Origin of the sequence: Nitratireductor alexandrii, assembly GCF_004000215.1 — a bacterium.
Classification (GTDB): domain Bacteria; phylum Pseudomonadota; class Alphaproteobacteria; order Rhizobiales; family Rhizobiaceae; genus Mangrovimarina; species Mangrovimarina alexandrii.
Genome location: NZ_RBVY01000007.1, coordinates 1 through 12,383, shown reverse-complemented (window position 1 = coordinate 12,383; position 12,383 = coordinate 1). Strand labels below are relative to the sequence as shown.

At 66.1% G+C, this 12,383-nt stretch carries 12 protein-coding genes; 7 read left to right on the top strand and 5 right to left on the bottom strand.

Translation table 11 applies throughout. The features are described 5' to 3' along the window. Positions 1-348 carry a cupin domain-containing protein gene (locus tag EP380_RS15920; protein WP_106570767.1) on the top strand — a complete coding sequence of 116 codons (348 nt, stop codon included), beginning with the start codon at positions 1-3 and terminating at the stop codon, positions 346-348. Positions 349-352: 4 nt separating this feature from the next. Next, complete coding sequence (locus EP380_RS15915; RefSeq protein WP_164749884.1) at positions 353-1,651, top strand: NAD(P)/FAD-dependent oxidoreductase; 1,299 nt, start codon at positions 353-355, stop codon at positions 1,649-1,651. Positions 1,652-1,687: 36 nt separating this feature from the next. Here the strand turns inward: EP380_RS15915 and EP380_RS15910 are convergent, their stop codons facing one another. From EP380_RS15910 to EP380_RS15890, 5 genes are all read right to left on the bottom strand, one after another. Next, the gene (locus EP380_RS15910) at positions 1,688-2,608 is read right to left on the bottom strand and encodes an ABC transporter permease (protein WP_127599314.1); all 921 of its coding nucleotides are present in this window, start codon (positions 2,606-2,608) and stop codon (positions 1,688-1,690) included. Continuing rightward, positions 2,608-3,675 carry an ABC transporter permease gene (locus EP380_RS15905; RefSeq protein ID WP_127599313.1) on the bottom strand — a complete coding sequence of 356 codons (1,068 nt, stop codon included), beginning with the start codon at positions 3,673-3,675 and terminating at the stop codon, positions 2,608-2,610. The genes EP380_RS15910 and EP380_RS15905 overlap by 1 nt, the downstream gene beginning before the upstream one ends. Then, a complete protein-coding gene (locus tag EP380_RS15900; protein ID WP_127599312.1) occupies positions 3,659-5,200 on the bottom strand; it encodes an ABC transporter ATP-binding protein in 1,542 nt (513 codons plus the stop codon). The genes EP380_RS15905 and EP380_RS15900 overlap by 17 nt, the downstream gene beginning before the upstream one ends. Positions 5,201-5,325: 125 nt before the next feature. Beyond that, positions 5,326-6,420 carry a BMP family ABC transporter substrate-binding protein gene (locus EP380_RS15895; protein WP_127599555.1) on the bottom strand — a complete coding sequence of 365 codons (1,095 nt, stop codon included), beginning with the start codon at positions 6,418-6,420 and terminating at the stop codon, positions 5,326-5,328. Between the two features lie 18 nt (positions 6,421-6,438). Beyond that, positions 6,439-7,230, bottom strand: a complete 792-nt coding sequence (locus EP380_RS15890) for a GntR family transcriptional regulator (RefSeq protein WP_238719886.1) — start codon at positions 7,228-7,230, stop codon at positions 6,439-6,441. Between the two features lie 240 nt (positions 7,231-7,470). On the opposite strand from EP380_RS15890, the gene EP380_RS15885 reads away from it, so the two are divergent. The 5 genes from EP380_RS15885 to EP380_RS15865 form a co-directional block, all read left to right on the top strand. After that, complete coding sequence (locus EP380_RS15885; RefSeq protein WP_127599311.1) at positions 7,471-8,334, top strand: aromatic ring-hydroxylating oxygenase subunit alpha; 864 nt, start codon at positions 7,471-7,473, stop codon at positions 8,332-8,334. Between the two features lie 32 nt (positions 8,335-8,366). Next, a complete protein-coding gene (locus tag EP380_RS15880; protein WP_127599310.1) occupies positions 8,367-9,272 on the top strand; it encodes an aromatic ring-hydroxylating oxygenase subunit alpha in 906 nt (301 codons plus the stop codon). Positions 9,273-9,293: 21 nt separating this feature from the next. Further along, positions 9,294-11,060 carry a Rieske 2Fe-2S domain-containing protein gene (locus EP380_RS15875; RefSeq protein WP_127599309.1) on the top strand — a complete coding sequence of 589 codons (1,767 nt, stop codon included), beginning with the start codon at positions 9,294-9,296 and terminating at the stop codon, positions 11,058-11,060. Between the two features lie 10 nt (positions 11,061-11,070). Beyond that, positions 11,071-11,718 (top strand): glutathione S-transferase family protein, encoded by a 648-nt coding sequence (locus tag EP380_RS15870; protein WP_106570774.1) that lies wholly within the window; start codon positions 11,071-11,073, stop codon positions 11,716-11,718. Positions 11,719-11,841: 123 nt separating this feature from the next. Then, positions 11,842-12,383, top strand: a 542-nt coding sequence (locus EP380_RS15865; protein WP_164749883.1) for an alcohol dehydrogenase catalytic domain-containing protein, incomplete at its 3' end; no start/stop codon positions are given.

The window sequence follows — 12,383 nt, the reverse complement described above, 5'->3', positions numbered from 1 at the left end:
ATGAACAAGCACATTATCGATTTCGACCGCGCCGAAACCGAGCCGCGCGAAACCAGGCCCGCTGCCGAGCGCATTCTTCACGGCGACCCGCAATGGCGGAGCTGGATCTTCTTCACCGACGGCGGCATGACCAGCGGTCGCTGGGAATCGACGCCCGGCTGCTGGACCATCGCCTACGACAAATGGGAATTTCTCAACGTGCTCGAGGGGCGCGGCCGCATTCGCGGCGACGACGGCACCGATATCGCACTGGAACCGGGGGCGACCGCGCTGATCGCGCCGGGATTTCGCGGCACCTGGGAGGTCGAGGAGACCATGAGCAAACATTTCTTCGTGCGGCAGGGCTAGGGCCGTGCCCGGCGCCCCAGCCCGGCCGGCGGCCCAGGGACTATGGGCTGCCGCGGCGGCCACCCCGCCGTTCGAGGCGCCCGCGCTCGAAGGCGAGCGCGAGGTCGACGTCGCCATTGTCGGCGGCGGCTTCACCGGCCTGTCGATCGCCCTGCATCTGGCCGAGCGCGGCGTGGCGACGGCGCTGCTTGAGGCGCACGAAATCGGCCACGGCGCCAGCGGCCGCAATGGCGGTCAGGTCAATCCGGGCATCAAGCTCGACGAAAAGGCGCTGGCCGCGCGGTTCGGCGAGGCTGGGCGCGCACTGCATCGTTTCGGCCAGGAGGCACCCGACTTTCTCGGCGCGCTGATCGCGCGCAAGGCGCTCGATTGCGGTTGGCGCCAGCCCGGTCTCTTCCGCCTCGCCCACAACGCCACCGCGCACGCCACCCTGAAGCAGGCCACCAAAACCCTGAAACGGGAAGGCGTCGCGGTCGAGGAACTCGGGCCGGACGACGTCGCCCGCCGGGTCGGAACGACGCGCTATCCGGGCGGCCTTTACGATCCGCGCGGCGCCAGCGTGCAGCCGCTCGACCTTGCCCGCGAAATGGCGCGCGCCGCCCGCGAGGCCGGCGCCGCGATCCATCCCCATTCCCCGGCCACAGCCTTGGCGCGCGCGCGCGGCCTGTGGCGCCTCGACACCGCGCATGGTCGGCTATGGGCCCGCAAGGTGGCGGTCGCGACCAACGCCTACAGCGACGCGCTCGTTCCCGGCCTCGCCCGCTCGCTGCTGCCGGTCAACAGTTTCCAGATCGCCACCGCCCCTATCGGAGCCGCGCACGACCATATTCTGGCCGGGGGCGAGACGGTCTATGACAGCCGCCGGCTGGTGCTTTATTTCCGCCGCAGCCCCGACGGACGTCTGGTCATAGGCGGCCGCGCGTCGTTTTCCTCCGCGCAGGCGCAAAGCCCTCACGCGCCGGACTATGCGGTGCTGGAACAGGTCCTGCACGGCGTCTTTCCCGATCTCGCCGGCCTGCCGATCGAGCAGCGCTGGACCGGGCTGGTCGGCATCACCTTCGATTACCTCCCGCACTATCACCGGCTCGCCGACGAGCTCCACGTGCTTGCCGGCTTCAACGGCCGCGGCGTGGCGCTGTCGCATCGCCTCGGCGCCTGGCTGGCCGCGCGCCTGGCCGGCACGCCGGAAGAGCATTCAATGCCCGAGACGCCGTTGCGTCCGTTCCCGCTGCATCGCCTGCGCGCGCCGATGCTCAATCTCGGCATGCGCTGGAACCGGTTTCTCGACATTCTCGGCTACTGAGAGCCCGAGGCGCCGCGATCCGCGCCCTTAGGCGCCTCAGTTCGCGGGCCGGAACGGCTTGGCCAGCGAGGCCGGGAAATGCAGCGCCAGCATCTGGCGGTTCTGCGAGATGATCACCAGCACCACGATGGTGGCGGCGTAAGGCAGCGCCGACAGAAGCTCAGACGGGACGCCGAGCCCGAGCGCCTGGCCCTGCAATTGCAGGATGGTCATGCCGCCGAACAGCCAGGCCCCCAGCAGCACCCGGAGCGGACGCCAGGTCGCGAACACCACCAGCGCCAGCGCGATCCAGCCGCGTCCGGCGGTCATGTTCTCCACCCATAGCGGGGTATAGGCGACCGACAGATAGGCGCCGCCCAGGCCCGCCATCAATCCACCGAACAGCACGGCGAGATAGCGTATTCCGATCACCGGAAAACCGATCGCGTGCGCGGTCTCCGGCGATTCGCCGATCGTGCGCAGCACCAGCCCCGCCTTGGTGCGGTAGAGAAACCAGCTGATGAGAACGAACATCGCCAGCGCCAGATAGACCAGCGGGTCGAACCGCAGCAGAAGCGGCCCGACCAGCGGAATGTCGGACAGCACCGGCAGGTGGATCGCATCGAGCGCATCGATCGGCGCGCTGCCGAACCCCCTCCCGATAAAGGCCGACAGGCCCGAACCGAAGATCGCCAGCGCCAACCCGGCGGCGTACTGATTGGTCAGGAAGGTGAGCGCCAGAACGCCGAACAGCAGCGAGGAGGCCGCGCCGGCAAGCGCGCCGGCAAGGATGGCGAGCGGCATCGGCAGGCCGGCGATCACCCCCCAGAAGGCAAACGCAGCCCCGACCAGCATCATGCCCTCGATGCCGAGATTGAGCACGCCGGACTTTTCCACCACCAGTTCGCCGAGCGCGGCGAAGATCAGCGGCGTGGCGGCAATGATCGTACCGGTGAAGATCGCGATGAAAAGGTCCATCAGGCGTGCTCCCGTAGCGGGCGGATGCGATAGAAGATGAAGAAATCGGCGGCCAGCAGGAAAAACAGCAGGATGCCCTGGAAGATGCGCGTCAGCGCCGACGGAAGGCCGAGCGTCATCTGCACGGAATCGCCGCCGAGAAACAGCAGCGACATCAGCAGACCGCCCAAAACGATGCCGAAGGCGTTGAGCCGGCCGATAAAGGCGACGATGATCGCCGCGAAGCCGTAGCCGGGCGAAATCTGCGGCGAAAGCTGGCCGAGCGGCCCCGCCGCCTCGGCCATGCCGGCCATGCCGGCCGCCGCCCCTCCGGCCAGGAGCCCCGTCCACACCGCCGCGGATTCGCGAAATCCGGCATAGCGCGCGGCGAGCGGCGCCGCGCCGCTGACCGACATCTTGTAGCCGAGGAAGCTGCGGTCGGTAAAAAGCCACATCGCAACCACCGCGACCACGGTGATGAAGACCGAGCCGTTGAGCCGATAGGCATAGTCGAACGGCTCGAACATCGCCGCCGGCGGCAAGAGCGCGGTCTGGGGATAGTTGAAGCCGGCCGGGTCGCGCCAGGGGCCATGCACGAGCCACGACAACAGCAGCACCGCGATATAGGTCAGCATCAGCGTGACCAGGATCTCGTTGGTGTTCATGCGTGCGCGCAGGAAGGCCGGGATCGCAGCCCAGCCCATGCCGGCGAGCGCGCCCGCCACGAACATCAGCGGCAGCAAGAGGACGCTTTCCGGGCTGGGGTAGAAGAGCCCGACGCCGCTGGCTGCGATCGCACCGATGATCAACTGCCCCTCGGCGCCGATATTCCACACATTGGCGCGAAACCCGACCGCCAGGCCGCAGGCGATCAGGATCAGCGGCGAGGCCTTCAACAGCCACTCCGAAAGCCCGTTCATGGAACTGAGCGGCGCAATGAAAAACGCGTGCAGCGTGGCAAGCGGGCTGTGCCCCAGCGCGGCGAAGACGATCGAGCCGACCAACAGCGTCAGCGCGGTCGCCACGATCGGCGCGGCGACGCGCATGCGCGCCGACGGTTCGGGCCGTTGTTCAATCCTGAAGTGCAAGCTCGCCGCTCCTCTTGTCGCCGTCCTGTCCACCGAGCCGTGTCATCAACAGGCCCACCTCTTCGCGATCCGTTTCGGCGGTGCGCAGCGGCGCCGAAACCTGGCCCTGGCAGATCACCAGCAGCCGGTCGCAGATCTCGAACAGCTCGTCGAGTTCCTCCGAAACCACCAGCACGGCGGCCCCGGCGCGACTGAGATCGATCAGGGTCTGGCGCAGAAAGGCCGCCGCCCCCACGTCGACACCCCAGGTCGGTTGCGAGACCAGAAACAGTTTTGGCGCCAGCTCGATCTCGCGGCCGACGATGAATTTCTGCAGATTGCCGCCCGAAAGGCTCTGCGCGCTCGCTCCCGGCCCGTTGGCCTTGACGTTGAAGCGGTCGATGATCGCCCGCGCGAAGTCCCGCGCCTTCGGCCGGTTGACGAGCCCGTTGCGCACCAGCCCCGTGCGATGACCGGTCAGGATCCCGTTTTCCCACAAGGCATGCGGCGGCACCGCGCCGCGGCCGAGCCGCTCTTCGGGCACGAACGCCGTACCGATCCGCCGTCGCCCCGCCGCGTCGAGACGGCCGACCGGCTGCCCGTTGATGCGGATCGTGTCGGCCTGGGCGTGGAGTCGCTCGCCGCTCAGCAGGGAAATCAGCTCCGCCTGGCCGTTGCCGGACACGCCGGCAAGGCCGACGATCTCGCCGCCATGGACACAAAACGACACGTCCTTCAGGCCGACGCCGTAGCGGTCCTTCGGCGACGCCGACAGGTTGCGAACCTCCAGAACCGGCTCCGGGCTCGGCGTCGCCGGCTCGAGCCGCATTTCCGGCAGGTCGGAGCCGACCATCATGCGCGCGAGCTCGACGGAGGTGGATTCGCGCGGCCGCGCCGTGCCGGTCACCCGGCCGTTGCGCAACACGGTCGCCGAATCGCACAGTTCCTGCACCTCGTCGAGCTTGTGGCTGATATAAAGAATGCTGCAGCCCTCGGCAGCGAGTTGGCGCAGCGTCTCGAACAGCTTCACCACCGCCTGCGGCGTCAGCACCGAGGTCGGTTCGTCCAGGATCAACAGCTTCGGCGCCTGCAACAGGCAGCGCACGATCTCCACGCGCTGGCGTTCGCCGACCGACAGGTCGTGCACCCGCCGATAGGGGTCGATCGGCATGCCGTAGCGCTGCGACAGTTCCGTGATCTTTACGGCGAGGCTTTCCAGGTGAAAGGTGCTGCTGACCGAAAGCGCGATGTTTTCGACCACCGTGACGGACTCAAACAGCGCAAAATGCTGGTAGACCATCTCGATGCCGAGCGCGCGCGAACTCGCGGGGTTGTGCGTCTCGACCAGTTTGCCGTCGCAATGGATGGTCCCGGAATCGGCCTGTGCGGCGCCGTAGATGATTTTCATCAGGGTCGATTTGCCGGCGCCGTTCTCGCCGAGAACGGCATGGATCTCGCCCGGCGCGATCAACATCGAGATATCGTCATTGGCGACGACGCCCGGATAGGTCTTGCAGATATTGCGCAGTTCAAGGCGTGGGGTCATTGCGGGTTTGCCTGGCTAGGATCTTTTGCGGTCCGCACGAACCGCAAAAAGGTCGCGTTCACTGGGGCGCGCGGCGTCCGCCCGGGAGGCATCGCCTCCAGGCGGACGCGCCGTGATTGCAGTCCTCAGCCGAGTTGGCCGATCATGCCCTTGACGAACCAGTTCATGCTGCGGATGTCGGCGTCGGACAGCACCGAGCCGGCCGCCGCCTTCACGTTCCCATCCTGGTCCTGCAGCTCGCCGGCATAGGGGTGCACGGCGCCGCTGCCGATATCGGCCTCGAGTTGCTTGAGTTCGGCCTGCACCTCGGCCGGGATCGCTTCGTTAAAGGGCGCCATCTTGACGAAGCCGCCGTTAAGCCCCTGCCAGCGCTCCTCCGCCTTCCAGGTACCGGCAGCGACGGCCTTGGCCGCGCCGACATATTCGCTCGACCAGTCGAGCACGAAGGCGGTCAGGTGCTTGCCGTTGCCGAACGGGCTCATGTCGCTGGCATAGCCGATCGACCAGGCGCCCTTCTCGCCGGCCACCTGCACGCCGGTCGCCGTGTCCGTCATCGAGCAGATGACGTCGCAACCCTGCGAAACCAGCGTGTTGGCCGCTTCCTTCTCCTTGCCCGGATCGAACCAGGAATTGAGGAAGATGGTGTTGCAGGTCACGTCCGGATTGACGCTCTGCGCGCCGAGCAGCAGCGCGTTGGCCGGGCCGACAATGTCGGGAATCGGGAAGCCGCCGATAAAGCCGATCTTGCCGGATTCGGTCATATGGCCGGCGGCCGCGCCGGCGACATAGGTGCCTTCGTAATATTTGGCCTCGAACGTGCCCAGATTCTTCAGGTGCACGATGCCCGAGCAGTGCTCGAACGCCACGTCTGGAAAACGCGGCGCGACCTTCTGCAGCGGCGTACCGTGCGAGAAGCTGGTGCCGAAGACGAGCTTGTTGCCGCTGGCTGCCAACTCGCGGAACACCCGCTCGGCGTCCTGCGGATTGAAGATATTGTCGATCACGGTCAGCTCGACCTCGTCGCCGAACTCGGCCCTGATCGCCTCGACGCCGAGACTGTGCTGTTTGGTCCAGCCGATTTCGGCCACCGGCGAAACGTAGACGACGCCGATCTTCAGCTTTTCCTGCGCGCGCGCCAACCCCGCAAGGCCGGGGGTGCCCAGCGCCAGGCCCGCCGCGCCCGCGCTTTTTAGAAAGGTTCGTCTGGAAAATCCGTTCATCATCGTTCCCTCTGTTGGTTACGGATCGCCGGCTTGGTTGCGCCGGAGATTGGCTGGCGGAATCGCATAGATCTGTGCGCCCTTATGCTCGGAGCCCGCCTCGTCGTTGGCCGCTTCGGTGTTTGCCGCCCCATCCGCGAGATAGGGCGCAAGCGCCTCGCGCGGGCTGAGTTCGGGAAAAACGGCCCGGTCCATGATGTAGCCGCGTACCACCGAGCGGTGATGCGTGTCGATCAGTTCCATCGCCTTCTTCAACCGCCCCTTTTCCAGAAGGTCGATGACACGCGAATGGTCGTCGAGAAGATTGCAATAGTCGAAATCCGCCGTGATCAGCGAGCGCAGCAAGGTCGTGCGCCGCACGAGCTGGGCGTGGATGTCCTGCATGACCTTGTTGCGGCTCAGCCGCACGAACACGGAATGGAACTCCTGGCCGAGCACGTCGGCGAGCGCGTCGTTGCCGGCGGCCACGGCCTGGCGCTGGCGTTCCACGTGCTGGCGCAATTCGGCCCATCCGCCGGGACCGAGCCGCTCGCTCAACTGCGCCGCCACGCCCTGTTCGACGAGCGTCAGCGCGTCGTAGATCTCCATCGCCTCCTGCATGCTCGGCTTGGCGACGAAGGCACCGCGATTGCGCTCGATCTGGGCAAGCCCGTCATCGGCCAGCCTGATTACGGCCTGGCGCACGACGATCCGGCTGACGCCGAAGATCTCGGCGAGCTCGCGCTCCCCCAGCTTGCAGCCGGGCACGAGACGATGATCGATGATCGCCCGCGTCAGAATGTCGGCAATGGCCTGCGAGCGGCTGCTCATGACAGGGTCTCCTCCCGGCCGCGGTCTCCCATCCCGACAGCCGGGCGCACCCCGTCCGGGGTAAGCCACATCGCGGGAACCTGCAGCACGCGCCGATTGGAGGGCAATGGATAGGGTTTCACAATCAATAAATGCCGAAAGGACTTTCAAAAAAACAGGAATTGCTATCCAATTTCACATCGAACAGGCTTCGCTCCAACGCAAAATGAGCCAAAAAACGGCCGCCCGGGAGGTTTTTTCGTGAGCCAAGACCGCAGTTGCAACGACCCCGTGCTGGTCAATGACTGGCATATCATTGCCGACCTCGCCACCCTGCCGCAAGGCCAAACCCATAGGGCGCGCCTGCTCGGCGTCGATTTGGCCGCGCGGGAGAGCCGGACCGGCTATGCGGTGACACGCCTGGACACGAACGAGCCGGTCGCCGCGACCGAACGCTACGGCTTTTTGTGGGCCTGTCTCGGCACCCCCGAGCGCGACATCGTGGCGATACCCGAAACCGACGAACCCGACCGTCACATCATCACTGGCGGTTCGATCGGGGTCCGGGTTTCCGGCCTGCGGGCAGTGGAAAACTTCCTCGACATGGGCCATTTCCCCTTCGTGCACACGGGCTGGCTCGGCGAGGAGCCCCATACCGAGGTGCAGCCGTATCAGGTCCGTCTCACCGAGGGCGGCGAGGTGCTGGCCACCGAATGCCGCTTCTTCCAGCCCGCCGCCTCGCCGACAGCCAGCGGCGGCATGATGGTCGACTATATCTACAAGGTCGTGCGGCCCTACACCGTCGCGCTCTATAAGAGCAATCCCGTCCAGACCGACCGGCTCGACGTGATCTTTCTGTTCGTGCAGCCGGTCGACGAGGAAAACTGCGTCGCCCACCCGCTGCTGTGCTATCTGAAGGACGGGATCGACGCGGCCGGCGTGCGCGCCTTCATGCAGTTGATCTTCGGCCAGGACAAGCCGATCCTGGAAAACCAGTACCCCAAGCGGCTGCCGCTCGACCCGCGCGCCGAAACCCCGATCCGCGCCGACGCCGTGTCGGTCTATTACCGTCGCTGGCTGCGCGACCACAATGTACGCTACGGCGCGATTCCCGCCCATCACTGATGCGCCGCCCAGACCACAACGAAAGACCCGCCATGACCGAGCCGAAATGCACCGATCACGTGACCCTCAATCAATGGTACCCGCTTGGCGCCATCGACGAGGCGCCGCGCGCCCGCGCGATCGACACCGTCCTGCTTGAGGAAAACCTGTCCTACGCCGTCGCCGGAGACGGCACCGTGGCGGCCTGGCGCAGACGCGAGGACCTGAAGCCCGGCATGCCGGTCGATGTCGCGGCGCTGACCGACACGCTGCCGGCAATCAGCGCCTACGGTTATGTATGGGCCTCGCTCGGCAGGCCGCCGGCCGCGCTTTTCCCGATTCCCGAATATGCCGAGCCCGACCGCCGCAAGCTCAATGCGGCGACCATCGGGGTCAATGTCTCCGCCCCGCGCGCGATCGAGAATTTCCTCGACATGGGCCATTTTCCCTATGTCCACACCGACATTCTGGGTGCCGAACCCCATACCGAGGTCAAGGAATACGATGTCGAGATCTCGACCGATCGCGACGAGATCCTCGCCACGCGCTGCCGCTTCTTCCAGCCGATGGCCTCCACCGCGTCCGATGGCGGTGCCGATGTCGACTATATCTATCGCGTGCCGCACCCGTTCTGCTCGGTGCTCTACAAATCCAGCCCGCTCGACGAGACCCGGCTGGACGTGATCGCGGTCTTCCTCCAGCCCCTCGACCAGGAGCATATCCGCGCCCACATGATGCTGTGCGTCCTGGATGATGAAAACGAGGACAAGGTCATCAAGCGTTTCCAGCAGACGATCTTCGGCCAGGACAAGCCGATCCTGGAAAACCAGTACCCCAAGCGGCTGCCGCTCGACCCGCGTGCCGAAACCCCGATCCGCGCCGACAAATCGGCCATCGCCTATCGCCGCTGGCTGAGCCAGAAGGGCGTCACCTACGGCGTCATCCCGGCCGCCGCCTGATCCCCTCATCCGGAGCGCACCATGCTGGACCAATCCAGGAACCGCTGGCACCCGATTGCCGCATCGCACGACCTCGCCTATCGCCACGTCTTCCACGGGCAGCTGCTCGGGCGCGAATTCGCCGTCTGGCGCGCCGACGACGATTTCGTCAACATCTGGGAGAACCGCTGCCTGCATCGCGGCGTGCGCCTGTCGATCGGCATCAATGACGGTCGCGAGCTCAAATGCCAGTATCATGGCTGGCGCTATTCCAACCGCACCGCCGGCTGCACCTATATCCCCGCCCACCCAGCCGACGCGCCGGCCCGCACCATCACCAACCGCACCTTTTCCGCCGTCGAGCGCTACGGCTTCGTGTGGACGGCCGAAGAACCGGTCGGCGAGGTGCCCGGCATCGCCGGACTGGCGGAGGGCGACCTGCTGGTGCTGCGCGGCATTCCCGTCAATGCCGCCGCCGACCGGGTTGTCGAGCATCTGCAAACCCATCGTTTCCAGCCGGTCGGCGCACTCGATGCCGACGGCGCCGAAATGGTCGTCGAGACCGCCGACGCGTTCTCGCTGGCGCTGCTGGCTCGCCAAGGAACGGCCGAGACACGCTGCGTGTTCTTCGTCCAGCCGGTCGACGCGGCGCGTTCCGTGATCCGCGGCGTGCTCGACCGGCAGCCGGAAGCCGCTCAACGGATGGCGGTGCTGCGCCACCACAATGAGCGCCTGTCGGCCCTGCGCGAGCGGATCGAGGACGCCGTGCGCGGCGAGCCCGCGCCCGCCCCGATCGAACCGGTCTTCGATCCGGTGCCGGCCGAGCTCGCCGAGATGCCGCAGCCGACGCCGCACGGCCGCAAGGCGACCTTGCGGGTCGAGGTCGCACGCAAATGGGCCGCAGCCGACGGCATCGCCGGCTTCGAGCTTACGCCGCTGGGCGGCGGCCTGCCGACCTTCCAGCCCGGCGCGCATATCGACGTGCACATGCCGAACGGCGAAATCCGCCAATATTCGGTCGTCAACGGCCCCGGCGAAAGCGACCGCTTCACCATCGGCGTCAAGCGCGAGCCCGAATCCGCCGGCGGGTCTTCGTGCATGCACGACACCGTGCGCGAGGGCGACGTGCTGGCGATCTCCGAGCCGCGCAACAATTTCCCGCTGCGCCGCGACGCCTCCAAAACGCTGCTGGTCGCCGGCGGCATCGGCATCACGCCCTTGCTCGCCATGGCCCAGGCCCTGCACAATCAGGACCTTGCCTTCGAGCTGCATTATTTCGCCCGCGACGAGGCGCAGATGGCGTTTCGCGAGCGGCTCGACGGATTGGGCGCAACCTTGCATCCGCATCTCGGCCTCGATCCGCAAGCCACCGGCGACACGCTGTCGAGCCTGTTTTCGACCTATCAGGATGGCATGCACCTCTATCTGTGCGGTCCCGGACCGATGCTCGAGGCCGCGCGCCGCGTCGCCGCCGAACGGGGTTGGCCCGAACAGGCGATCCATTTCGAGTATTTCAAGAACACCAACGAGATCGACGACAGCTCCACCTTCGAGGTCGCGCTGGCGCGGTCCTGCCTCACCTTCCAGGTTCCGGCCGGCCGCACCATTCTCGACATGGTCCGCGAAAACGGCGTCGACATGCCGTCCTCGTGCGAACAGGGCGCGTGCGGCACCTGCCTTGCGACCGTCATCGAAGGCGAGCCGGACCATCAGGACGTCTATCTGAACGACACCGAAAAGCGCAGTGGCACCAAGATCATGACCTGCGTGTCGCGCGCCCGTTCGGCGCGGCTGGTGCTGGATTTGTGAGGCAAGGCGGATGATCAAGCTCTACGATTACGAACTTTCCGGCAATTGCTACAAGCTGCGGCTCTTGATGAGCATTCTTGGCGTCGACTACGAGACCGTGCCGGTCGATTTCTATCCCGGCCGCGAACACAAATCGGACTGGTTCCTGCGCCTGAACCCGCTCGGCCAGCTTCCGGTTGTCGACGATGACGGACTGGTGCTGCGCGATGCCCAGGCGATCCTGGTCTATCTGGCCGCGCGTTACGACCCCTCCGGCACCTGGTATCCGCGCGACGATCCCAGGCTTCTGGGCGAAGTCAGCCAATGGTTGGCGTTCGCCGACGGCATCACCGCCACCGCTTCGGCCGCCAGGTTGCATGACGGCCTGTTCTACGATGTCGATATCGACGCCTGCCGTGCCGGCGCACACCGCCTGTTTCGCATCCTGGACGAGCATTTGTGGTTCGGCGAACAGGAAGGCCGCGACTGGCTGTGCGCCGCCGCCGCTCCCACTATCGCTGATATCGCCTGTTTTCCCTATGTGATGCTGTCGGAGGAAGGCGGCATATCGCGCCAGGACTATCCGGCGATCCGCCGCTGGTGCGACCGGCTCAAGCGGGTTGACGGCTTCATCGTCATGTCGGGCATCTTCCCGGCCAGCCGGGCACGTGCGGCTTAAGGTATCGGCACCACGGACGGGAATCGATTTTCCGACCGTTCCGCGCTTTAAAGGATGACGCGGGTCGCGCAGCGCCGCGCCATCCCCAAACCCCTAATGATGTGATCGAAGAGGACTATTGCCATGAAGACACGTGCGGCTGTTGCGGTTGGGGCGGGCCAGCCGCTCGAGGTTATGGAGGTCGATCTTGAGGGGCCGCGCGCCGGCGAGGTTCTGGTCGAGATCAAGGCGACGGGCATCTGCCACACCGACGAGTTCACGCTGTCGGGCGCCGATCCGGAAGGGATTTTTCCGGCGATCCTGGGCCATGAGGGCGCCGGCGTGGTGGTCGATGTCGGTCCGGGCGTGGAAAGCCTGAAAAAGGGCGACCACGTCATCCCGCTTTATACGCCCGAATGCCGCCAGTGCCCGTCCTGCCTGTCGCAGAAGACCAATCTGTGCACGGCGATCCGCGCCACGCAAGGCCAGGGCCTGATGCCCGACGGCACCAGCCGGTTCTCGATCGGCAAGGACAAGCTCCACCACTATATGGGCTGCTCGACCTTTTCCAACTTCACCGTGCTGCCCGAGATCGCGCTGGCCAAAGTCCATCCGGACGCCCCGTTCGACAAGATCTGCTATATTGGCTGCGGGGTCACCACCGGCATCGGCGCCGTCCTCAACAC

Bases quoted from the DNA above. Each gene is read 5' to 3' on its own strand.
- EP380_RS15890 (WP_238719886.1), bottom strand. From the start codon at position 7,230: ATGAGCAGCCGCTCGCAGGCCATTGCCGACATTCTGACGCGGGCGATC.
- EP380_RS15875 (WP_127599309.1), top strand. From the start codon at position 9,294: ATGCTGGACCAATCCAGGAACCGCTGGCACCCGATTGCCGCATCGCAC.
- EP380_RS15880 (WP_127599310.1), top strand. From the start codon at position 8,367: ATGACCGAGCCGAAATGCACCGATCACGTGACCCTCAATCAATGGTAC.
- EP380_RS15910 (WP_127599314.1), bottom strand. From the start codon at position 2,608: ATGGACCTTTTCATCGCGATCTTCACCGGTACGATCATTGCCGCCACG.
- EP380_RS15920 (WP_106570767.1), top strand. From the start codon at position 1: ATGAACAAGCACATTATCGATTTCGACCGCGCCGAAACCGAGCCGCGC.
- EP380_RS15900 (WP_127599312.1), bottom strand. From the start codon at position 5,200: ATGACCCCACGCCTTGAACTGCGCAATATCTGCAAGACCTATCCGGGC.
- EP380_RS15870 (WP_106570774.1), top strand. From the start codon at position 11,071: ATGATCAAGCTCTACGATTACGAACTTTCCGGCAATTGCTACAAGCTG.
- EP380_RS15895 (WP_127599555.1), bottom strand. From the start codon at position 6,420: ATGAACGGATTTTCCAGACGAACCTTTCTAAAAAGCGCGGGCGCGGCG.